Raw genomic sequence first — 21,891 nt, 5'->3', positions numbered from 1 at the left:
GGGCCCATGCCGGGCAGGGCGGCGCCGGCTTCGGGTAGTTGCCTATGGCTTTATGCGCCAGCCTGTCTTAGCTTGTCAAAAAACAACACGAGGAGACAACCATGAAGATCAGAGCACGCTTTGCCTTGCTGGCCCTGTCGGCCGCGCTGGCCGTTCCGGCCGCGGCGCAGGACAAGCCCATCCAGATGCGCCTGAGCACCACGGTGGCCGAGAATTCGCACTACGGCGACCTGGTCCACGCCTTCGCCGACGAGGTCAAGAAGCTGACGGGCGGGCGCTACGAGATCCTCGGCTTTCACGCCGGGGCCCTGGGCGGCGAGCGCGAGGCCATCGAGGCGGTGCAGCTGGGCACCCAGGAACTGACGCTGACCTCCACCGGCCCGGTGCCCAACTTCGTGCCCGAGACGCGCATCCTGGACGTGCCTTTCCTGTTCCGCGACTATGCCCACGCGCGCGCGGTGCTGGACGGCCCCATCGGCCAGGACCTGCTCAAGCAGTTCGACAGCAAGGGCATGAAGGCGCTGGGCTGGTGCGACAACGGCTTTCGCCACATGACCAACAGCCGGCGGCCGGTCAATTCGCCGTCCGACCTCAAGGGCCTGAAGATGCGCACCATGGAAAATCCCGTGCACATCCAGGCCTACAAGGCCTTCGGCATCATTCCCACGCCCATGGCCTTCACCGAGGTCTTCACCGCCTTGCAGCAGGGCACCGTGGACGGGCAGGAAAATCCCCTGTCCATCATCCAGTCCGCCAAGCTGGACCAGGTGCAGCGCTACATGACGCTGACCGGCCACGTGTTCTCGCCCTGCGTGCTGCTGATGAGCAAGGAGGCCTACGACAAGCTCAGCGACGAGGACAAGAAGGCCTTCGAGCAGGCCGCCCGCGCCGGCATCGCGGCCAACCGCGCCCGGGTGGACAAGGACGAGCAGGAGGCGGTCGCCGCGCTGCAGAAGAACGGCATGCAGGTGGTCACCGAAGTGGACAAGACGGCCTACCAGGACGCGCTGGCGGGGGTCTACAAGGACTTCGCCAAGCAGTTCGGCCAGGACAAGCTGGACCAGATCCGCAACTACCAGCCCTGAAGGCCGCATGAGACGCGGATTTCTCGCTGTCGAGGGCCTGCTCACGCGGGCCTCGCTGCTGGCTGCCTGCCTGATGCTGGCCCTGGCAGCCGGGCTGGGCTTCTACCAGGTGCTGGCGCGCTTCGTGCTGGAGCAGACCACCGAATGGACCGAGGTGCTCACGCGCTTTTCGCTGATCTGGATGGTGTTCCTGGGCATTCCCAAGGCCTACCGGGTCGGCGCCATGATCAGCGTGGACGTGCTGCGGCGCTGGTCGCCGCGCGGCATGCGGCGGCTGCTCGAGACGGTGGTGGCGCTGGCCTGCCTGGCCTTGTCCGTGCTGCTGATCGTGGTCGGCTGGGATTACGCCCAGCGCGGCAGGTTCCAGACCGTGGCCGGCCTGGAGCAGGTCTCGATGTTCTGGGCCTATCTGGCCGTGCCCGTGGGCGGTTTTTTCTCGCTGTTCGGCATCGTGGGCCAGTGGCTCGAACCCGTGGACCGCGAACTGGAAAGCGCGGCCTGAAAGAACCGGAGACGCCATGTCCGCCGCAATGCTGACCAGCATGATCCTGTGCTTTGCGCTGACCGTCCCGGTGGCCGTTTCCATCGGGCTGTCGGCGATCCTGGGCATCCATGTGGCCGGCGCCAACATGCTGTTGTCGGTCAAGGAGATATTCGGTGCCATCAACAAGTTCCCCCTGGCCGCCATCCCGTTCTTCATCCTGGCGGGCAACCTGATGGAGGCCGGCGGCATTTCGCGGCGGCTGGTCGAGTTCGCCAAGTCCATCGTCGGCGGCGTGCAGGGCGGGCTGCCCATGAGCTGCGTGCTCACCTGCATGATCTTCGCGGCGGTTTCGGGCTCTTCGGTGGCCACGACCTTCGCGGTGGGCGCCATCCTGATCCCCGCGCTGATCCGGCATGGCTATCCCACGCCTTACGCGGCCTCGCTGCAAGCCACCAGCGCCGAACTGGGCGTGATCATGCCGCCGTCGATTCCGATGATCCTGTATGGCGTATCGGCCGAGGTATCCATCGGCGAGCTGTTCATCGCCGGCATCGGGCCGGCGGTCTTCGTGTGCCTGGTCCTGATGCTGTTCGTCTGGATCACGTGCAAGATCAAGGGCTGGGGCCGGCAGGACGGCGAGGGCCGCATGTCGCTGCTGCGCTCGGGGCGCTCGGCCTTCTGGGCCCTGATGATGCCGGTGATCATCCTGGGCGGGATCTATGGCGGCGTGTTCACCCCCACCGAGGCCTCGGCCGTGGCGGTCGTCTATGCGCTGGTGGTGGGCATGCTGATCTACCGCGAGATCGGCTTGAAGGACCTGCTGCCGGTGCTGCAGAAGTCGGTGGTTTCCTCCGCGGTCATCATGTTCGTCATCGCCAACGCCGGCCTGTTCGCCTTCATGATCACGCGCGCGGGCATCCCGGCCGAGATCGGCAATTTCCTGAAGGACACGCTGACCTCGCCGCTGTGGTTCCTGCTGGGCGTGAACGCCGCGCTGTTCGTGATCGGCATGTTCATCGAGACCTCGGCGGCCATCATCGTGCTGGCGCCGATCCTGGCGCCCGTGGCAGCCTACTTCGGCATCGACCCGGTGCATTTCGGCATCATCATGGTGGTGAACCTGGCGCTGGGCATGATCACGCCGCCCTTCGGCGTGAACCTGTTCGCCGCCTGCGCGGTGGCGCGCATTTCGCTGGACCGGATCATCGGGCACCTGCTGCCCTTCGTGGCGGTCATCCTGCTGTGCCTGGCGGCGGTAACCTGGTTCGCGCCCCTGAGCCTGGGCCTGCGCGACCTGCTGTACCGCTAGCGCCGGCGGGCCGGGCTGGCCCGGGGGCGGCGGCTGCGCTACAGTTTCGGATCCGCTTCCACGACCGCCAACGTACCCATGCAAGCAAAAGCCCTGGCCCGCCGCCATCCCGACGAACTGCTGATCGGCCTGGTGTCCGTTTCGGACCGCGCCTCGCGCGGCGACTACCAGGACGAAGGCCTGCCGGCCTTGCGCGAATGGCTGGGCCGCGCCCTGGCCAGCCCCTGGCAGGCCGTGGACCGGCTGATCCCGGACGAGCGCCAGCTCATCACCGATACGCTGATCGACCTGGTGGACCGGCAAGGCTGCGACCTCGTGCTGACCACCGGCGGCACCGGGCCGGCGCGCCGCGACGTCACGCCCGAAGCCACCTTGCAGGCCGGCACGCGCGAGCTGCCCGGTTTCGGCGAGCAGATGCGCCAGGTCAGCCTGGCTTTCGTGCCCACCGCCATCCTGTCGCGCCAGGTCGCGGTGATCCGCGAGACCGCCGATCACGCGGCGCTGATCATCAACCTGCCCGGCCAGCCCAAGGCCATCCGCGAAACGCTGGAAGGCCTCAAGCATGCCGACGGCACGCCGCGCGTGCCGGGCATCTTCGCCGCCGTGCCCTATTGCATAGACCTGATCGGCGGACCGTACTGCCAGACCCATGCCGGCGTGGTCGCCGCCTTTCGCCCCAAGGGGGCCGTGCGCCCGCAGCCCTGACCGGCCCGGCCTGGGCGGCAACCCGTGTTGCGCTGCAAGATTGACAGAAGGCTTACAAGACCGATACCTTAAAGCCTTGCCGTTTTTTTTAAGGCAAAAATACTCAAATTGAGCATAAATGGGGGAGCCGGCCGGTGCCGGCACAGCGCAAGGGCCGCGGGGGCGGCCGCGCCATCCTGACCAGGACACCAACCGGGCGGCTACCGGGCGCCCAAGGAGCAGCACATGAAGGCAGTATCCCGCCACCTCCTGCTGGCCGCCTGCGCGGGCCTGCTGGCCGCCGCCGCGCCGTGGGGCGCGCGCGCCGCGCAGGACGCCATCCGCATCGGCGAGATCAACAGCTACAAGGCCCAGCCCGCCTTTCTGGAGCCCTATCGCAAGGGCATGATCCTGGCGGTCGAGCAGATCAACGCCGAGGGCGGCGTGCTCGGCCGCAAGCTCGAACTGGTCATCCGCGACGACAACGCCAATCCGGGCGAGGCGGTGCGCGCCGCCGAAGAGCTGATCTCGCGCGAGCGCGTGGACCTGCTGACCGGCTCCTTTCTCTCGCACGTGGGCCTGGCCCTGACCGACTACGCGCGCCAGAAGCAGCGTTTCTTCCTGGCCAGCGAGACGCTGACCGACAAGGTCACCTGGGAAAACGGCAACCCCTATACCTTCCGCCTGCGCACCTCCACCTACATGCAGGTGGCCATGCTGATCCCCGAGGCGGTCAAGCTCAACAAGCGGCGCTGGGCGCTGGTCTACCCCAACTACGAGTATGGGCAGTCGGCCGTGGCCACCTTCAAGCGCCTGCTCAGGCAAGCGCAGCCGGACGTGGAGTTCGTGGCCGAGCAGGCCACCCCGCTGGGCAAGGTCGATGCCGGCAGCGTGGTGCAGGCCCTGGCCGACGCCAGGCCCGATGCCATCTTCAACGTGCTGTTCGCCACCGACCTGACCCGTTTCGTGCGCGAGGGCACCACGCGCGGCCTGTTCAAGGACATGCCGGTGCTCAGCGTGCTCAGCGGCGAGCCCGAATACCTGGGGCCGCTGCGCGACGAGACGCCCGAGGGCTGGATCGTCACCGGCTATCCCTGGCAGTCCATCGACACGCCCGAGCACGACGCCTTCCTGAAGGCCTACCAGGATCGCTTCGGCGAGCATCCGCGCCTGGGCTCGGTGGTGGGCTATTCCACCATCCTGTCGCTGGCCGAGGGCGTCAAGAAGGCCGGCAGCACCGATACGCCGGCCATGGTCGAGGCCTTCAAGGGCCTGAAGCTGACCATTCCCTTTGGCCCCATCGAATACCGCGCCCTGGATCACCAGTCCACCATGGGCGCCTACGTGGGACGCCTGGCGCTCAAGGACGGCGAAGGCATCATGACCGACTTCCGCTACGTTGACGGCGCCGACGTGTTGCCCAGCGACGAGGAGGTCCGCAAGCTGCGTCCGGCGCAATGACGCTGGCCGGCCTGCTGGTCCAGCTGCTCAACGGCCTGGCCGAGGCGGCCACGCTGTTCCTGGTGGCTGCGGGGCTGTCGCTGATCTTCGGCGTCAGCCGCATCGTCAACTTCGCGCACGGCTCGCTGTATATGCTGGGCCTGTACGTGGCCTATAGCCTGGCCGAGCGCTATGGCGCCACCGCCCTGGGTTTCTGGGGCAGCGTGCTGCTGGCCGCGCTGGCGGTGGGCGTGCTGGGCGCGCTGGTCGAGATGCTGCTGCTGCGGCGCATCTACCGCGCCCCCGAGCTGTTCCAGCTGCTGGCCACGTTCGCGCTGGTGCTGGTGATCAACGACGCGGCCCTCTGGCTGTGGGGCGCCGAGGACCTGCTGGGCCGGCGCGCGCCCGGCCTGGGCGGGGCGGTCGAGATCCTGGGCCGCGCCTATCCGGTCTACAACCTGGTGCTGATCGCGCTGGGCCCGCTGGTGCTGGGCCTGCTGTGGCTGCTGCTGGCGCGCACGCGCTGGGGCATGCTGGTGCGCGCCGCCACGCAGGACCGGGCCATGCTGTCGGCGCTGGGCGTGAACCAGGCCTGGCTCTTTACCAGCGTGTTCGCCCTGGGCGCGATGCTGGCCGGGCTGGGCGGCGCCTTGCAGCTGCCGCGCGAGCCGGCCAGCCTGAGCCTGGACCTGCGCGTGATCGGCGAGGCCTTCGTGGTGGTGGTGGTCGGCGGCATGGGTTCGATACCGGGCGCCTTCGTGGCCGCGCTGCTGATCGCCGAAATCAAGGCCTTGTGCGTGGCGCTGGGCACCGTCAGCATCCTGGGCGTGGCGGTGGAGTTCCCGCGGCTGACGCTGGTGGTCGAGTTCCTGTTCATGGCGCTGGTGCTGGTGTTCCGGCCCTGGGGCCTGTTCGGCAAGCCGCAGGGCGCCAGCCGCGGCACCGCGCCTATCGAGGCGCCGCTGCGCCCGGCCTCGCGCCGCCTGCGCCTGGCGGCGCTGGCGCTGTTCGCCGTCCTGGCCGCGCTGCCGCTGCTGGCGCACAGCCATCCTTATGCCGTGATCCTGATGCAGGACGTGCTGGTGGCCGCGCTGTTCGCCGCCAGCCTGCATTTCATGATGGGGCCGGGCGGCATGCATTCCTTCGGCCATGCGGCCTATTTCGGCCTGGGCGCCTATGGCGCGGCGCTGCTGCTGCGCGGCCTGTCCCTGCCCATGGAGGCAGCATTGCTGTTCGGGCCGCTGGCCGCGGCCTTGGGCGCGCTGGTGTTCGGCTGGTTCTGCGTGCGCCTGTCGGGGGTCTACCTGGCCATGCTGACGCTGGCCTTCGCGCAGATCGTCTGGTCCGTCGTCTTCCAATGGGATGCGGTGACCGGCGGCTCCAACGGCTTGATCGGCCTGTGGCCCAGCGCCTGGCTTTCGGCCGGGCCGGCCTACTACTACCTGACGCTGGCGCTGGTGGCCGGGTCGGTGCTGCTGCTGCGCCGGGCGGTGTTCTCGCCCTTCGGGCTGGCCTTGCGGGCCAGCCGCGACGCGCCGCTGCGCGCGCTGGCCATCGGCGTGCCGGTGCAGGGGGTGCAATGGGCCGGCTTCGTGATCGCGGGGCTGTTCGCCGGCCTGGCGGGCTCGCTGTTCGCCTTTTCCAAGGGCAGCATCTCGCCCGATGCCCTGGGCATCGGCAAGTCGGTGGACGCGCTGGTGATGGTGTTGCTGGGCGGCATCCAGTCGCTGGCGGGCCCGCTGGCGGGCGCCGCCGCCTTCACCACCTTGCAGGACGAGATCATGCGGGCCACCGACTATTGGCGTGCCCTGTTCGGCGCGGTGATCCTGCTGCTGGTGCTGCTGTTCCCGCAGGGGCTGGCCGGCGCGGCCGGGCAGCTCGGCCGGCTCTGGCGCGGCCTGGCGGCCGCGGGAGGTCCGCGATGAGCCTGCTGCAAGTGCAAGGGCTGTGCAAGGCCTTCGGCGGCGTGCGCGCGGTCGACCAGGTCGATTTTGCGCTGGCGCCCGGCGAGCTGCTGGCCTTGATCGGGCCCAACGGCGCGGGCAAGTCCACGCTGTTCAATATGATCGGCGGCCAGCTTGCCCCCAGTGCCGGCTCCATCCGGCTGGACGGGCGCGAAATCGCGGGCCTGTCGCCGCGCCGGATCTGGGCGCGGGGCGTGGGACGGACCTTCCAGGTGGCCGCCACCTTCGGCACGCTGACCGTGGCCGAGAATGTGCAGATGGCGCTGCTTTCGCACCAGCGCCGGGTGTTCTCGTTCTGGCGCGGCGCAGCGGCGCAGCACCGCGGCCAGGCGCTGGCGCTGCTCGAGCAGGTGGACATGCGCGAGCAGGCCGACCGGCCTTGCAGCGAGCTGGCCTATGGCGACGTCAAGCGCGTCGAGCTGGCCATGGCCTTGTCCAATGCGCCGCGCCTGCTGCTGATGGACGAGCCCACCGCCGGCATGGCCCCGGCCGAGCGCCACGCATTGATGGGCCTGACGCGGCGGCTGGTGGACGAGCGCGGCATGGCCGTGCTGTTCACCGAGCACAGCATGGACGTGGTCTTCGCCCATGCCGACCGCATCGTCGTGCTGGCGCGCGGGCGGCTGATCGCCCAAGGTCCGCCCGCGCAGGTGCGCGAGGACGCGCGCGTGCAGGAGGTTTATTTCGGGCGCGGCAGCACGTTTGCGGCGGGCCCTGGAGAAGGCGCATGAAACACGAGGATGCCGGCCCGAAAGCGCCGCCGCGCGAGCCGCTGCTGCAGGTGGCGGGGCTCCACGCCTGGTACGGCCAGGCGCACATCCTGCACGGCCTGGACCTGGCGGTGGGCCGCGGCGAGGTGGTGGCCCTGCTGGGCCGCAATGGCGCGGGCAAGTCCACCACCATCAAGGCCTTGATGGGCATGCTGGCCCGGCGCGGCGGCACCGTGCGCTTCATGGGCCAGGATATCGGCGGCTGGCCTACCCATCGCATCGCCCGCGCCGGCCTGGGCTTCGTGCCCGAGGACCGCCGCATCTTCACCGAGCTGAGCGTGGCCGAGAACCTGGAGGTCGGCCGCCAGCGGCCGCGCCGCTGGCCCGACGGCACGCCGGTCCACGCCTGGACCCCCGAGGCGCTGTACCGGCTGTTTCCCAACCTGGCCGAGCTGCGCGCCCGTCCGGCCGCGCAGATGAGCGGCGGCGAGCAGCAGATGCTGACGGTCGCGCGCACGCTGATGGGCAATCCCTACGTGGTGCTGCTGGACGAGCCTTCGGAGGGCATCGCCCCGCTGATCGTCGAGCAGATGGCAGGGATGATCCTGGCCCTGAAGGCCGCCGGCACCAGCGTGCTGCTGTCCGAGCAGAACCTGCATTTCGCGCAACTGGTGGCCGACCGCGCCTATGTGCTGGAGAAAGGGCAGCTGGCCTACGAGGGATCCTTGCAGCGGCTGGCGGCGGACCAGGCGCTGCGGCGGCAATACCTGGGAGTATGAGGCGGATTCAGGCGCGGATTTCCCGCAGCCAGCGCCGGAACACCAGATGGTCCTGGGGCGCACTGTCGGCCGCGGCCCCGGCGGCGGCCTGGCACGCGTGCTCGCGCCATTCGCTGGGCGTATGGCCGTAGCGGGCGCGAAAGGCCCGGCTCAGGTGCGCGCCGTCGCTAAAGCCGAACCGGGCCGCCAGCTCGGCCAGCCGATGCCGGGGTCCGGGCCGAGCCAGCAGCTGGCGCACGGCGTGCAGGCGCCGGCCTTGCACGTAGTGGGCCACGCCGCCCTCGGGCTCGAACAGCCGGTACAGCGAAGAGCGCGAAATGCCCAGCTGCTGGCAGAGCAGGCGGGCCGACAGCTGCGGACAGGTCAGGCGCGACTCGATCAGCCGCTTGGCCCGGCGCAAGGTGCCGGCCTCGATCTGCGGCAGGACCCGCTCGCGGTTCTCGGCGCTGGGGCGCAGGCACATGACCACCATGTCGCGGGTGATGCGCTCGACGGCGCGCGCATCCTCCTGCCCGAGGCTGGGCAGGGCTTGCAGCAGCGACTGCAGGTAGTCGGCCAGCAGGCGGCCGCGTTCCGGGTCCAGGATCAGGCCGTGCAGGTCGGGCAGCCCGGCCAGCGCCTCGCGCGGCAGCATCAGGTTGATGATGTCGGCCGCGCCATGGCGGCGGCTGCGCAGGCTGCGCCCGACATCCAGCACGCAGGTCTGCCCCGGCAGGACCGTCACGGGACGGCCGTCCGCTTCGCTGTGGTGGCCGCCGTGCACGAAGGTCTGCACCAGGATGTGGTCGGTGCGCTCGGACGAGACCGAGGTGCCGTAGTGGATGCCGTTGTCGCGCACCCTGCCCACCAGCATGCCGCCCAGGTTATAGCCGTGCATGCAGGCATGGAAGGCCGAGGCCGGCGTGCCGGGGTGCGGCTGGATGTCGAACACGTCGGCGATGCAGGCGCGCCAGACATCCAGTCGTTCGTGAGCGGGAAAGTAGTCGGTGTCGAAAGCGACCGACAGCAGCGGCTGGCAGGCCATGGCAAATACCGGAAGTTCGCATTGGGACGAATATACAAGTCTTGCGCTCAATAAGTGGATTCCGGTTCAAATCGTCTGCCACGATTGTGACCAGAAATTGCAACAATCAACGGGTCTCAAGCTTTCCTTCCAGGAGGGGGCTTGCTGCGGCAAGCCTGGACGCCCATGCAAGAGCTCGATTCCGCGGTGCCCATCGATGCGCAGCCCGGCGCGCCGGCCCCCATCTTGCCTGGCCGAAAGACCGGCCGCGCGCCGGGGCGGCCGCTGGACGGGCCGGCGGCCATGCCGGCCGGTTGTCCCGTGCAAGCCGTCGCGCCTGGCGAGATCGCCGTTTTTGGCACGGGCCAGACCTGTCCGCCCCGCGTGCTGGTGCATGGCGGGACGCTGCTGCTGGCCGGGTCGGCCGACGCGGGCGCCAGCGCGATCGACATTCTTTCGGGCCGTGCGCTTTTCATGCACGAGGCCGTCGCCGGGGCTTCCTGTATTTACGTCGGGCCCGAGGCGGGCCTGAGCTTCGAGCACCTGGCCGACGCGTCCGGGGCCCGGATCCGGCACGACGGCATCCTGATGCTCGGGCACATCGAGGGCGAGGCATTGACGGTGGGTTCGCTGTGCGGCACCGGCGCCGTGCACCTGGGGCCGGCGATGTTGCGGCTGGGCGCGCTGGGCGAGCATGACGTGTTCGGCGGCACCCTGTCCGACGGCGCCCGGGGCGGCCGCTTGCAGAAGGTCGGTCCCGGCACGCTGACGCTCTCGGGCACCTGCCTGTATCGCGGCGATACCTGGGTGGACGGCGGCTGCCTGCGCGTGGACGGCTCCTTGCAGGGCAGCCGTGTGTTCGTGGGCGCGGGCGCCCGGCTGGCGGGCTCGGGCTGCATCTCCATGCCTTGCACGCTCGAAGCCGGCGCCACGCTGGCGCCGGGCAACGGCGGCCGCGCGCTGCAGCTGGGCCGGCTGCACGCGGCGCCAGGCTCGACGCTGGCCTTTGCGCTGGGGCCGGACGGCGGCGGCGACCGGCTCGATGCCGGCGCGCTCGCGCTCGATGGCGCCGTGCTCGATCTGAGCGGCCCGGTGCGCGCGGGCCGCACGCTGCTGCTGGGCTATGCCAGCCTGGAGCGGCGCGACCTGGCGATCGGCCGGCTGCCGCCGGGCCTGCGGCGCGAGGACGTGCGCGTCGAATACGAGGACCACCGCGCCTATCTGGCGGTGCGCCGCCATTAGAATGGGCGCATGACAGCCAAGCCCATCCGTTCCGTTTCCCGCGGCCGCGCCGCGGCCCCGCCCGACCCTTGCCGGCGCCGCCTGGCGGCCGCATTGGCCTGCTCGCTGCTGCTGCCGCCCGGGCTGGCCCGGGCGGAGGGCTTCATCAGCCGGACGCTGAACCGGCCCGTGCCGGGCGGGGTGGCCGTGCTCGGCCTGGGCGACGGGCCGCAGGCCCCGCAGGCCAGCTACCAGGGCAAGCCGGTGATGGTGCTGCGCGAGGAAGGGCGCCGCTGGATCGCGGTGGTCGGCATCCCCTTGTCGGCCGAGCCGGGCGCGCACGCGCTGCAGGTCGAGCAAGGCGGGGCGCGCCGCAGCGTGTCTTTCACCGTGGGCAGCAAGCAGTACGAGGCCCAGCACATCACCTTGAAGAACCGCCGCCAGGTCAGCCCCGAACCCGAAGACCTCAAGCGCATCGAGCGCGAGCTGGACGAGCAGAACCGCGCCTACCGCAATTTCCGGGCCGGCACGCCCAGCAACGTCGTGCTGGACCGCCCGGTCGAAGGCGGCCGGCTGTCCAGCCCCTTCGGCCTGCGCCGCTACTTCAACGGCGAGCCGCGCAACCCGCATTCGGGCCTGGATTTCGCCGTGCCCGCCGGCACGCCGGTCAGGGCGCCGGCCGCCGGCGTGGTCACGCTGGTCGGCGATTATTTCTTCAACGGCAAGACCGTGTTCGTGGACCACGGCCAGGGCTTCATCAGCATGTTCTGCCATTTGTCCGCGGTGCAGGTCCAGCCCGGGCAGGTGCTGGCCCGCGGCCAGCAGCTCGGGCGCGTGGGCGCGACCGGGCGCGCGACCGGCCCGCACCTGCACTGGAACGTCAGCCTGAACGACGCGCGGGTCGACCCGGCCATTTTTATCGGCGCTTTCAAGCCCTGAGTTCAGCCGGCAAAGCCGCCCTCGTCCAGGAAGGCCTGCTCCTGCGGCGTGGTGACGCGGCCCAGCAGCGGGTTGCGGTGCGGAAAGCGGCCGAAGCGCTCGATGATTTCCTGGTGCAGCACCGCCCACTTCAGGAAGTCCTCGTCCAGGCGGCGCGACAGCGCCACCGAGCGCGCCTGCTCGCGCCGGTCCTCGGCATGCTGCAGCGGCAGGTAGAAAAAAGGCTGCAGCGCGGGCTGCACCTGCCGGTCGTGCCCGGCTTCGATGGCGCGATGGGCGTAGGCCAGGGCCAGCCCGTCGGTGGCGAACATGTGGCCGGTGCCGCGAAAGGCATTGCGCGGGAACTGGTCGAGCAGGACGAGCAGCGCCAGCGAGCCTTCGGGCCAGGACAGCCAGTCTTCGCGCTCGCGGCGTGCGGCGGCCATGTGCAGGTTCATGTAGCGGGCCGAGAAGGCCGCATCGAAATCCGCATCCTTGGCGAACCAGCGCTGCGGGCCGGCCTGGTGCCAGAAGGCCACCACGTCGGCCGCTTCGGGCGGGACCGGGCCGGGGACAGGGGAAGAAGGCATGGGCTCGGGCTCCTGCAAAACGCCGCCTGGGCGAACCGGTAAAATCCCGCGCTCAGACGGCTCGTATCCGCTTATTTTCACATCATAATTTCAGGAGCACCATTTCATGGCCCTCGTTTCCATGCGCCAGCTGCTGGACCATGCCGCCGAACACGGCTACGGCATTCCGGCCTTCAACGTGAACAACCTCGAGCAGGTCCAGGCCATCATGGAAGCCGCCGCCCAGACCGACAGCCCGGTCATCATGCAAGCCTCGGCCGGCGCGCGCAAGTACGCCGGCGAAGCCTTCCTCAAGCACCTGATCCAGGCCGCCGTCGAAAGCTATCCGCACATCCCGGTGGTGATGCACCAGGACCACGGCCAGTCGCCGGCGGTCTGCCAGGGCGCCATCGACCTGGGTTTCTCCAGCGTGATGATGGACGGCTCGCTCATGGAAGACGGCAAGACCATCGCCGACTACGAATACAACGTCCAGGTCACCAAGACGGTGGTGGACACCGCCCACAAGCTGGGCGTGACGGTCGAGGGCGAGCTGGGCTGCCTGGGCTCGCTCGAGACCATGAAGGGCGACAAGGAAGACGGCCACGGCGCCGAAGGCACGCTGACCATGGACCAGCTGCTGACCGACCCCGAGCAGGCCGCCGATTTCGTGCGGCGCACCCAGCTCGATGCGCTGGCCATCGCCATCGGCACCAGCCACGGCGCCTACAAGTTCAGCCGCAAGCCCACCGGCGACATCCTGTCGATTTCGCGCATCAAGGAAATCCACGCCCGCCTGCCCAACACCCACCTGGTGATGCACGGCAGCTCCAGCGTGCCGCAAGAGCTGCTGGCCGAGATCCGCCAGTTCGGCGGCGACATGAAGGAGACCTACGGCGTGCCCGTCGAAGAGATCCAGGAAGCCATCAAGTACGGCGTGCGCAAGATCAACATCGACACCGACATCCGCCTGGCCATGACCGGCGCCATCCGCCGCTTCTTCGCCGAGAACCCTTCCAAGTTCGATCCGCGCGAATATCTCAAGCCGGCCCGCGCCGCCGCGCAGAAGATCTGTGCGCAGCGCTACGTCGAGTTCGGCGCGGCTGGCCACGCCAGCCGGATCAAGCCCGTGCCGCTGGACGAGATCGCCCGCCAGTACGCTTCGGGCAAGCTGGCCCAGGTCGTCCAGTAAAGGCCGGCCGCCCTGCCGCGCCTGGCGCGGCAGCCCTTTTCCCGCAGTCCTTCGAGGCCAAATTCCGTGACTTCCGCCCTGCACCAATCCAGCATCCAGTCCTTGCCGCTCCTGGCGCGCGGCAAGGTGCGCGACATGTACGCCGTGGGCGACGACAAACTGTTGATCGTCGCCTCGGACCGCATCTCGGCCTTCGACGTGATCCTTGACGATCCCATACCCGGCAAGGGCCAGGTGCTGACCGAGCTGACCGAGTTCTGGCTTGGCAAGCTGGCGCATATCGTGCCCAACCACAGCACCGGCATCGCGCCCGAGGACGTGGTGGCGCCCGAGGAGCGCGAGCAGGTGCGCGGCCGCTCGATGGTGGTCAAGCGCCTCAAGCCCATCCTGGTGGAGGCGGTGGCGCGCGGCTACCTCATCGGGTCGGGCTGGAAGGACTACCAGGCCGGCGGCGCGGTCTGCGGCGTGCCCTTGCCCGCCGGCCTGAAACAGGCCGGCAAGCTGCCCCAGCCGATCTTCACGCCCGCGGCCAAGGCCGAGTTCGGCAGCCACGACGAGAACGTCGATTTCGAACATGTGGTCCAGGCGATCGGCCCCGAACTGGCCGCGCGCATCCGCGACGTGACGCTGCGGCTCTACACCGAGGCGGCGCAATACGCGGCCACCAAGGGCATCATCATCGCCGACACCAAGTTCGAATTTGGCCTGGACGAGTCGGGCACGCTGCACCTGATGGACGAGGTACTGACGCCCGACTCCTCGCGTTTCTGGCCGGTGGACGGCTATCGCGAGGGCATCAGCCCGCCGTCCTTCGACAAGCAGTTCATCCGTGATTGGCTGGAAACCCAGCCTTGGGACAAGACCCCGCCGGCCCCGCGCGCGCCGCGCGACATCCTGGAGAAGACGGCCGCCAAGTACCGCGAGGCGCTGCAGCGGCTGACCGCCTGAGCGGGCGCGGGAAACGCCTGGAGCGGCGCTGAAACCATTGCATACGGCCTGCCGGCGGCGGGCATGATCGAATGGACGGCAGGCGGGCCCATGCCGGGCCCGTACCCTGACTCGCAAGGAGACGTCCATGTCCGACCATGTCTACAAGCAGATCGAACTCGTCGGTTCTTCCGCCGTATCCAGCGACGACGCCATCCGGCGCGCGCTCGAGCGCGCCCGCAGCACCTTGCGCAACATGGATTGGTTCGAGGTGACCGCGGTGCGCGGCCACCTGCACGATGGCAAGGTGGCGCACTGGCAGGTGGCCCTGAAGCTGGGCGTGCGCCTGGAAGAGAAGGACGGCGGCCGGCAATAGGGCGCTACCAGCCCCAGCAGGTGCCGGTGGCCGGCGCGCCGCAGTGGCGGTAGTTGACGGCGAACCACAGCTTGCCCGCCCCGCGCGGATTGCCGCTGCTGTTGACGTCGTTGCGGGCGATGTCCTCGAGTTCGTCGCGGGCCGACTTGGTGGGGCTGGGGTTGGGCGCGCCGGGCGCCAGCGCGATGCGGCCCAGCTGCGCGGCCGTCAGCCCGGCGCTGACCGCGTCCGCATCGCCCAGCGCCGCCATGCGCAGCGCCGCATCGCGGATGAGCGCCGGATAGCTGGTGTCGCTGCCGCGCGGGGCCAGCGAACTGTTCAAGGTGCTTTGCGCCAGGATGTCGGCTACCGGGTGCGGCGCCTGCATGGCATACGCGCTCATGGGCTGAAGATGGCCTGCCGCGGTCTGCCCGCGCAGGTAATCGGCCCAGTAGAATTCGGCGAATTCGGGCAGGCCGCCGTTGTCATAGCCGATGCCGCGGGTGAAATACACCAGCGAGCGGTAAGGGTCCTCGGCCATGCCGCCCGGACGGTCGGGGTGTTGCATGCCCACGCGCGTGGGCAGTTCGGCCGGCGTGATGGGATTGTTCCCGCCGTCGCGCAGCCAGGTCTTTCCTTGCGTGATCATGCGCTGCCAGAACTCGGCTTCGCTGGCCGCGTCGCTGTAGTTGGCATCGACCTTCACCCAGACCTTGAGCTGCGGGCCGCCGTCGGGCACCTCGTACAGCGAGCTGAAGGTGTGGTGGCCGTCGGTCAGGTAGAGCTCGCCGCCGGGGCCGACCACGACGGTCTTGAGCGCATCGGCATCGGTGCCCGGCGCATCGCGGCAGGCAAAGCTGCCCGGGACGTCCAGGCGCGCGGCCAGGGCCTCGTCCAGGGTCTGGAACGGCTGGGCGCGCTCGCCCTGTCCGGTGTCCTCGCAGAAGTCGTCGAACTTCTTGCCCAGCGTGCGGTTCAGGTAGTTCAGGTGGCTGGCCGGATCGGCGGCCCAGGTGGGACGCGCCATGTCGGGCTGCCATCGGCCCAGCTTGTAATAGACCTGGTCGTAGCCGATCGCGGCCTGGGTGGGCCGCAGCGATCCGATGGGCACTTCCAGCAGGTCGCCGGGCTGCGCGTCCACATGGGGCAGCGGGGCCGGTTCGACAGGCGGCTCGGCTGGCGGCTCGGCCAGCGGCGGTTCGGCCTCGTCGGCCGCGGGCGGCGGCTCGGGCGGATCGTCGTCGCTGCTGCTGCAAGCCGCCAGGGCCAGCGGCAGGGTCAGGGCAGCCAGGGCGCGGCGGACCGCCAAGGGGAAAAGCAAGGAGAAAAGCGACATGTGCAGGCCTGTTTCGTTGTTTTGGGATCCCGCGGGCGGCGCAAGGCCGTACCGCCGAAGCGGGCGATGGTAGGCAGGCCGTATTGCGCCCGCATGGCTGGTTGCGTTCATTGCGCTGTCGTTTGGCTTTCTTGCCGCCTGGGCGGGAAATCCGCGCCGCAAGCCCCGGCGCGGTAAAATGGCCGTTTTTCGCCGCCCCGCGCCCTGACCGCCATGACCGCTCCCGACCCCGGCGCGCCCGCCGCAGCCGCTTCCTTCGCCAGCACCTCGCCCGTCGTAGGCGTGGTGATGGGTTCGTCCAGCGATTGGGACATCATGAAGCATGCCGTGGCCATGCTCGAATCCTTCGGCGTGCCCTGCGAGTCGCGCGTGGTCTCGGCGCACCGCATGCCGCTGGATATGGCCGACTACGGCGCCGCGGCCCACGCGCGCGGCCTGCGCGCCATCATCGCCGGCGCGGGCGGCGCCGCCCACCTGCCGGGCATGCTGGCCGCGCTGACCGAAGTGCCCGTGTTCGGCGTGCCCGTGCCTTCGCGCTACCTGCGCGGCGAAGATTCGCTGCTGTCCATCGTGCAGATGCCCAAGGGCGTGCCCGTGGGCACCTTCGCCATCGGCGAGGCCGGCGCGGCCAACGCCGCGCTGCACGTCATCGCCAACCTGGCCACCACCGACGCCGCCTTGCGCGAGAAGCTGCTGGCCTTTCGCCAGCGCCAGACCGAGGCCGCGCGCGCCATGGTCGTGCCGCCGCCGCCGTCCGTGGTATAGGCCGCGCCGCTTTCCTTCTTCCGGTTTCCCATCGCATGAGCACCGACTTCCGTTCTTCCTCCGCGCTTGCCCCCGGTTCCTGGCTGGGGCTGCTGGGCGGCGGCCAATTGGGCCGCATGTTCTGCCATGCCGCGCAAAGCCTGGGCTATCAGGTCGCGGTGCTGGACCCGGCCGACGAGGGGCCGGCGGCCGCCGTGGCCGAGCGCCACATCCGCGCCGCCTACGACGACACCGCCGGGCTGGCCGAACTGGCGGCGCTGTGCCCGGTGATCACCACCGAGTTCGAGAACGTCCCGGCGGGCAGCCTGCGTTCGCTGGCGCAGCGCTGCCGCGTCAGCCCTGGCGGCGAGGCCGTGGCCATCGTGCAGGACCGCATCGACGAAAAGGCCTTCGTGGCCGCCCAGGGCATCGCGGTGGCGCCGCATGCGCCCATCCGCGCCAGCGCCGACATCGAGGGCGCCGACGATGCGCTGTTTCCCGGCATCCTGAAGGTGGCCCGGCTGGGCTACGACGGCAAGGGCCAGGCCCGTGTGGCCACGCGCGAGCAGGCGCTGGCCGCGCACGCCGGCTTCGGCGGCGTGCCCTGCGTGCTCGAGGCCCTGCTGCCGCTGGATTTCGAGATCTCGGTCGTGCTGGCGCGCGGCGCCGACGGCCAGGCCGAGGTCTTCCCCGTGGCGCGCAACGTGCATCACGACGGCATCCTGGCCGTCACCACGGTCGGCGATGCGTTGGCGCCCGAACTCGAGCGCCAGGCCGTGCAGGCGGCGCTGGACATCGCCCGCGGCCTGGATTACCAGGGCGTGCTGTGCGTGGAGTTCTTCGTGCTGCGGGATGGCCGCCTGGTGGTCAACGAGATTGCGCCGCGCCCGCACAACAGCGGCCACTACACGCTGGACGCCTGCCAGTGCAGCCAGTTCGAGCAGCAGGCCCGCGTGCTGGCCGGCCTGCCGCTGGGCAGCACGCGCCTGCTGGCGCCGGCCGTGATGCTCAACATCCTGGGCGACGCCTGGTTCGAACCGGGCAGCCAGACGCCGCGCGAGCCCGACTGGGCCGGCGTGCTGGCCGTGCCGGCGGCCAAGCTGCACCTGTACGGCAAGAAGCAGGCCCGGCGCGGCCGCAAGATGGGGCACGTCACCTGCGTGGCGCCCACGCTGGCACAGGCGCAGGCCGCCGCGGCCCAGGTGGCGCGCGTGCTGGGTTTGCCCGATCCGGCGCTGTGAGCGGCGGGCCGATTCGACCATGAGCGCCGGCCCCACCGAGGCGCAGGTCGCGCAGGCCGCCCAGGCGCTGGCGCGCGGCGAACTGGTCGCCTTTCCCACCGAGACCGTCTACGGGCTGGGCGCCGACGCCGAGCAGCCGCAAGCCGTGCGGCGCATCTATGCCGCCAAGGGCAGGCCCGCCGACCATCCGGTGATCGTGCACGTGGCGCCCGAGGCCGACCTGGCCTACTGGAGCGGCGCCGTGCCGCCGCAGGCCCGGCAACTGGCCCAGGCCTTCTGGCCCGGCCCGCTGACCTTGATCCTGCCGCGCGCCCCGCATATCGATCCGACCGTCAGCGCGGGCCAGGACAGCATCGGCCTGCGCTGCCCCTCGCATCCCGTGGCCCAGGCCCTGCTGCGCGCCTTCGCGGCCGGCAAGCCGGGCGGCCAGGGCGGCGTGGCCGCGCCCTCGGCCAACAAGTTCGGCCAGGTCTCGCCCACCCGTGCCGCGCACGTGCGCGCCGAGTTTCCCGACCAGGTGGCCGCCGGCATGCTGGTGCTGGACGGCGGCGATGCGCAAGTGGGCATCGAATCGACCATCGTCGATCTTTCCCGCCTGGACCGCGGCGTCGGTCCGGTGCTGCTGCGTCCGGGCCACATCGGCGCCCAGGCCCTGGCGCAGGCGCTGGGCATGCCGGTGTCCGCGCCCGATGCCGCTGCGCCGCGCGTATCGGGCTCGCTCAAGGCGCACTACGCCCCGCGCACGCCGCTGGCGGTGCTGGATGCCGCCCGGCTGCAGGCGCTGGCCCAGGGACAGGGCCTGCCGGCCGGCCGCAGCGTGCTGGTCTGCTACGAGCCGCCGAGCCTGGCGCCCGCCGCGGCCGGGCGGCTGGCGGTGCGCGCGGTGCCGGCCGATCCCGGGCGCTATGCGCAATCGCTTTATGCCGTGCTGCGCGAGCTGGACCTGCTCGGCTATGACCGCATCCTGGTGCAGGCCCCGCCACGCACCCCGCAGTGGGAGGCGGTCAACGACCGCATCGGGCGCGCGGCCGCCGCCTTCGAAGGCTAGTGCCGGGTCCCTGCAGGTCCGCCCGCGCGGGCGGCGTGTCCGGGGGCCGGCGCCGGCCCGGCGGCCGCAAATGGGTGTCTGGATGTCACGCCGCTGAAATATCCCGTCGATAGATTGCGGGGCTGGCTTGCCGGTCAGTCCGGCAGGCGACCCACAGGCAGGGACATCAAGGCATGAAGGTGCTCGCATCGGCCGTGCGACGGCCGTTCCGGCTGGCGATGGCTTGCCTGTTGTCCTGTTTCCTCGCCGTCGCGGCCGGTCCCGCGGGGGCCAACAGCCACAGCCGCCTTTATTTCGACATGCCGCAACAACCGCTGAACGCTGCCCTGGCAAGCTTCCAGGACGTGGCCGATCTGCCGCTGCTTTACGACAGCGACGGCGTGCGCGCGCGGCGGGCGCAGGCCGTGCGCGGCTGGTATACGCCCGTCGAAGCCCTGCGCCGGCTGGTGCAGGGCTCGGGCATGGCCGTGCGCCATGCCGGCGGCGGGGTGGCGATGCTGGTGCCCACCGCGCCGGCCGCCGGCACCGCGGCCGCGCGCCGCGCCCCGTCCGGCCAGGGGCGCGACCATGCCTTGCTGCAATGGCGCATCACCCAATCCTTGTGCGCCGATCCCGCCACGCAGCCGGGCGGCTATCGGCTGGCCTTGCGGGTCTGGGTCGAGCAGCAGCGCATCGTCCGTGTGGTGCTGGCGCCCACCGGCGATGCCGCGCGCGATGATGGCGTGCGGCAAGCCTTGCAGGGGCTGAGCGTGCCGGGCCTGTCGCCGGCGGCCCAGGGCCAGCCCGTGGCCCTGCTGATCGAGCCGCAGGCCCAGCCTGGCCGGGACTGCCATGCGCGATGAGGCCGAACGCAGCCCGCGCCTGTCCGGCGATACGGGCCTGGCCGAGCTGCGGCGCTATTTCGCCGAACGCTACGACCAGCTCAAGCACGCGTTGACGCGCAAGCTGGGGTCGGCCGACCATGCCAGCGATGCGCTGCACGAGGCCTATGTGCGCCTGGCCGACCGCAATGCGCTGGACGCGTAGGTGCGCAGTCCGCAGGCCTTCCTGTATCGTGTGGCTTCCAATATCGCCATCGACCGGCTGCGCAGCGAGGCGCGCCTGCTCAGCGGCGAAGAGGCCGATGCCTTGCTGGCGCTGCGCGAGGCGCCGGACACCGCCGAGGTCGTGTCCGCGCACCGCAACATCGAGGCGGCGCTGCGCGCCATGGACAAGCTGACCGAGCGCCAGCGCCAGATCCTCGAGGCCGTGCGCATGGACGGCGTTTCGCAGCGCGAGCTGGCTGAACGCTACGGCATCTCGCTGCGCATGGTCGAGCGCGAGCTGAGCAAGGCGCACGAGCTGTGCGCCAAGGCCATGAAGGACTGAACGATGACGCGCACTGCGACTACCGCCAGCGTTGCGCAGCCGGACGAGGCGCTGCAGGCCCAGGCGCGAGCGTGGATACGGCTGATCCGTTCGGGCCGTGCGACCACGGACGACGCCAAGGCGCTGGCGCATTGGCTGGGCATGGGCCCGGCGCACGAGCTGGCCTTCGAGCAGGCCAAGCGCGATTGGCACGAGCTCGGCCAGGTGCTGCAGGTGCACCGCCTGGCCCGGGCCAGGCGGGCGGGCGTCTTGCAGGCCGGCAGGCGCCGTTGGCTGTTGGCCGGCGGCGCGGGCGTCGTGGCGGCTGGTGCCGCCGCCGTGGGCGTGCTGCCCTGGCTGGGCAGGCTGCCGGCCCTGAACGAATGGGGCGCCGATTACAGCACCCGCGTGGGCGAGTTGCGCGAGTTCGACCTGGCCGGCCAGGTGCAGGTGGCCTTGAGCGCACGCAGCAGCCTGTCGGTCAGCACGGCCGGCCCGGCGCACACGCGCCTGGCGTTGATCGGCGGGGAGGCCGCCGTCAGCGCGCGCGATGCGGCACATCGTATCGAGTTGCAGGCCGGCCCCGGCCTGCTGGTGTTTTCTTCGGGCAGCGTCGATGTGCGCTGGCTGGGCGGGCGCGCATGCGCCAGCTGCATCGAAGGCTTTGCGGAGCTGCGCCATCCCTTGGGCGTGCGCCGCCTTGCCGCCGGCCAGCAGGTGGCCTACGACACGCGTGCCGTGCAGGCGGTGGAGACGGTCGGCGCCGAGCGCCTGTCGGCCTGGCGGCGCGGCTGGCTGGTGTTCGACGAGGCCCCCTTGCCCGAGGTGGTGGCCGACCTGAACCGCTATCGCAGCGGCCGTATCGTCGTCGTGGGCGAGCGCCTGGCCGGACGGCGGCTGAGCGGGCGCTTTAGCGTGGACGATATCGAGCAGGCGCTGGCGCGCATCGAGCAACTGGTCGATGCCCAGGTGCGGTCGCTGCCCGGCGGCGTCAGGATACTGAGTTAAGCGCCAAGACGCCCGGCGTCCGCGCAGGATCGGCGCCGGGCAGTCACAAAAGAATCACAAAACTTCCGGTTCGGGTTCACGAAAGTGAATCGTCTATTGGGAAAGCAGGTGCGATGCCGCACCCGATCACCCATGCCCGATTTCACCGGAATGCCGTCATGTCCCGCTACGACACCCAGCCCTATGCCGCCCGCCCTGTCTCCAGCCGAGTCCGCCGTGACCGCCGCGTGCGCCTGACGCCCGCCGCCATGGCGGTGGCCGCGGCGCTGGCCGCCGGCGGCCTGTCTTCGGCGCTGCTGCCGGCGCCGGCCCATGCCGCGAGCGGCGCCTGGTTCGCCGCCGGCGCCAGTGCGGGCGGCCAGGCCCGCGCCGCCCAGCGCGCGCCCGTGCCTGGGGCGGCCCTGCCCACTTCGGCGCGCCAGCAGGCCCAGGCGCGCGAGCAGCTCTCGCGCTCGATCGCCAACCTGAACCGCACGGCCAACGCCATTGCCGCGCAGCAGGCCGCGCAGGAGGCGGCGCGCGCGGCT

At 70.5% G+C, this 21,891-nt stretch carries 23 protein-coding genes and 1 pseudogene; 21 read left to right on the top strand and 3 right to left on the bottom strand.

The window, feature by feature from the left end:
- The first annotated feature begins 101 nt into the window (after positions 1–101).
- From V8Z80_RS17385 to V8Z80_RS17350, 8 genes are all read left to right on the top strand, one after another.
- The gene (locus tag V8Z80_RS17385; protein WP_336062920.1) at positions 102–1,085 is read left to right on the top strand and encodes a TRAP transporter substrate-binding protein; all 984 of its coding nucleotides are present in this window, start codon (positions 102–104) and stop codon (positions 1,083–1,085) included.
- Between the two features lie 7 nt (positions 1,086–1,092).
- Positions 1,093–1,587 (top strand): TRAP transporter small permease, encoded by a 495-nt coding sequence (locus V8Z80_RS17380; protein ID WP_336062919.1) that lies wholly within the window; start codon positions 1,093–1,095, stop codon positions 1,585–1,587.
- Positions 1,588–1,603: 16 nt separating this feature from the next.
- Positions 1,604–2,878: a TRAP transporter large permease gene (locus tag V8Z80_RS17375; RefSeq protein WP_336062918.1), complete on the top strand. Its 1,275-nt coding sequence runs from the start codon at positions 1,604–1,606 to the stop codon at positions 2,876–2,878.
- 78 nt (positions 2,879–2,956) lie between these two features.
- Entirely contained in the window at positions 2,957–3,583 is a 627-nt protein-coding gene (gene mog, locus V8Z80_RS17370) for a molybdopterin adenylyltransferase (RefSeq protein ID WP_336062917.1), read from the top strand.
- Positions 3,584–3,808: 225 nt separating this feature from the next.
- Positions 3,809–5,023 carry an ABC transporter substrate-binding protein gene (locus V8Z80_RS17365; RefSeq protein WP_336062916.1) on the top strand — a complete coding sequence of 405 codons (1,215 nt, stop codon included), beginning with the start codon at positions 3,809–3,811 and terminating at the stop codon, positions 5,021–5,023.
- Positions 5,020–6,927, top strand: coding sequence for an ABC transporter permease (locus tag V8Z80_RS17360; RefSeq protein ID WP_155192891.1), 1,908 nt, complete (start codon positions 5,020–5,022; stop codon positions 6,925–6,927). Before V8Z80_RS17365 ends, V8Z80_RS17360 begins: the two co-directional genes overlap by 4 nt.
- Positions 6,924–7,697, top strand: a complete 774-nt coding sequence (locus V8Z80_RS17355; RefSeq protein ID WP_155192890.1) for an ABC transporter ATP-binding protein — start codon at positions 6,924–6,926, stop codon at positions 7,695–7,697. The genes V8Z80_RS17360 and V8Z80_RS17355 overlap by 4 nt, the downstream gene beginning before the upstream one ends.
- The gene (locus V8Z80_RS17350) at positions 7,694–8,455 is read left to right on the top strand and encodes an ABC transporter ATP-binding protein (protein WP_155192888.1); all 762 of its coding nucleotides are present in this window, start codon (positions 7,694–7,696) and stop codon (positions 8,453–8,455) included. Before V8Z80_RS17355 ends, V8Z80_RS17350 begins: the two co-directional genes overlap by 4 nt.
- A 7-nt stretch (positions 8,456–8,462) precedes the next feature.
- On the opposite strand, the gene V8Z80_RS17345 is transcribed toward V8Z80_RS17350, so the two are convergent.
- Positions 8,463–9,530 (bottom strand): helix-turn-helix domain-containing protein, encoded by a 1,068-nt coding sequence (locus V8Z80_RS17345; protein ID WP_336062915.1) that lies wholly within the window; start codon positions 9,528–9,530, stop codon positions 8,463–8,465.
- Positions 9,531–9,620: 90 nt separating this feature from the next.
- Between V8Z80_RS17345 and V8Z80_RS17340 the strand changes: the two genes are divergently transcribed.
- Together V8Z80_RS17340 and V8Z80_RS17335 are read left to right on the top strand one after the other, a co-directional pair.
- Positions 9,621–10,700: an autotransporter-associated beta strand repeat-containing protein gene (locus V8Z80_RS17340; protein WP_336062914.1), complete on the top strand. Its 1,080-nt coding sequence runs from the start codon at positions 9,621–9,623 to the stop codon at positions 10,698–10,700.
- A gap of 9 nt (positions 10,701–10,709) precedes the next feature.
- Positions 10,710–11,618: a M23 family metallopeptidase gene (locus tag V8Z80_RS17335; RefSeq protein ID WP_155192882.1), complete on the top strand. Its 909-nt coding sequence runs from the start codon at positions 10,710–10,712 to the stop codon at positions 11,616–11,618.
- Between the two features lie 2 nt (positions 11,619–11,620).
- Here the strand turns inward: V8Z80_RS17335 and V8Z80_RS17330 are convergent, their stop codons facing one another.
- Positions 11,621–12,187 carry a DUF924 family protein gene (locus V8Z80_RS17330; RefSeq protein WP_155192880.1) on the bottom strand — a complete coding sequence of 189 codons (567 nt, stop codon included), beginning with the start codon at positions 12,185–12,187 and terminating at the stop codon, positions 11,621–11,623.
- Positions 12,188–12,293: 106 nt separating this feature from the next.
- Here V8Z80_RS17330 and fba point away from each other — a divergent pair, with 106 nt between their 5' ends.
- The 3 genes from fba (at position 12,294) to V8Z80_RS17315 (ending at position 14,661) form a co-directional block, all read left to right on the top strand.
- Positions 12,294–13,358 carry a class II fructose-bisphosphate aldolase gene (gene fba, locus V8Z80_RS17325; RefSeq protein ID WP_155192879.1) on the top strand — a complete coding sequence of 355 codons (1,065 nt, stop codon included), beginning with the start codon at positions 12,294–12,296 and terminating at the stop codon, positions 13,356–13,358.
- A 66-nt stretch (positions 13,359–13,424) separates the two neighbouring features.
- On the top strand, positions 13,425–14,306 hold the full coding sequence (locus V8Z80_RS17320; protein ID WP_336062913.1) for a phosphoribosylaminoimidazolesuccinocarboxamide synthase: 882 nt from the start codon (positions 13,425–13,427) through the stop codon (positions 14,304–14,306).
- Between the two features lie 127 nt (positions 14,307–14,433).
- Positions 14,434–14,661 carry a dodecin gene (locus tag V8Z80_RS17315; RefSeq protein WP_155192875.1) on the top strand — a complete coding sequence of 76 codons (228 nt, stop codon included), beginning with the start codon at positions 14,434–14,436 and terminating at the stop codon, positions 14,659–14,661.
- Between the two features lie 4 nt (positions 14,662–14,665).
- Here the strand turns inward: V8Z80_RS17315 and V8Z80_RS17310 are convergent, their stop codons facing one another.
- On the bottom strand, positions 14,666–15,976 hold the full coding sequence (locus V8Z80_RS17310; protein ID WP_336062912.1) for a ParB/Srx family N-terminal domain-containing protein: 1,311 nt from the start codon (positions 15,974–15,976) through the stop codon (positions 14,666–14,668).
- A gap of 288 nt (positions 15,977–16,264) precedes the next feature.
- Here V8Z80_RS17310 and purE point away from each other — a divergent pair, with 288 nt between their 5' ends.
- The 8 genes and pseudogenes from purE to V8Z80_RS17270 all read left to right on the top strand — a co-directional run.
- Entirely contained in the window at positions 16,265–16,741 is a 477-nt protein-coding gene (gene purE / locus V8Z80_RS17305; protein WP_336062957.1) for a 5-(carboxyamino)imidazole ribonucleotide mutase, read from the top strand.
- Between the two features lie 35 nt (positions 16,742–16,776).
- Complete coding sequence (locus V8Z80_RS17300; RefSeq protein ID WP_336062911.1) at positions 16,777–17,961, top strand: 5-(carboxyamino)imidazole ribonucleotide synthase; 1,185 nt, start codon at positions 16,777–16,779, stop codon at positions 17,959–17,961.
- Between the two features lie 19 nt (positions 17,962–17,980).
- The gene (locus V8Z80_RS17295; protein WP_336062910.1) at positions 17,981–19,009 is read left to right on the top strand and encodes an L-threonylcarbamoyladenylate synthase; all 1,029 of its coding nucleotides are present in this window, start codon (positions 17,981–17,983) and stop codon (positions 19,007–19,009) included.
- 173 nt (positions 19,010–19,182) lie between these two features.
- A complete protein-coding gene (locus V8Z80_RS17290) occupies positions 19,183–19,851 on the top strand; it encodes an STN domain-containing protein (RefSeq protein ID WP_336062909.1) in 669 nt (222 codons plus the stop codon).
- Complete coding sequence (locus V8Z80_RS17285; RefSeq protein ID WP_336062908.1) at positions 19,841–20,035, top strand: hypothetical protein; 195 nt, start codon at positions 19,841–19,843, stop codon at positions 20,033–20,035. Before V8Z80_RS17290 ends, V8Z80_RS17285 begins: the two co-directional genes overlap by 11 nt.
- Entirely contained in the window at positions 20,036–20,377 is a 342-nt protein-coding gene (locus V8Z80_RS17280) for an RNA polymerase sigma factor (protein WP_336062907.1), read from the top strand.
- Positions 20,378–20,380: 3 nt separating this feature from the next.
- On the top strand, positions 20,381–21,364 hold the full coding sequence (locus tag V8Z80_RS17275) for a FecR family protein (RefSeq protein WP_336062906.1): 984 nt from the start codon (positions 20,381–20,383) through the stop codon (positions 21,362–21,364).
- Between the two features lie 158 nt (positions 21,365–21,522).
- Positions 21,523–21,891: pseudogene (locus V8Z80_RS17270) on the top strand (hypothetical protein); the annotation flags it as partial.

Source organism: Orrella sp. JC864 (assembly GCF_037026685.1).
Taxonomy (GTDB): Bacteria; Pseudomonadota; Gammaproteobacteria; order Burkholderiales; family Burkholderiaceae_B; genus Orrella.
This window is presented reverse-complemented; position numbering and strand designations above follow the sequence as displayed.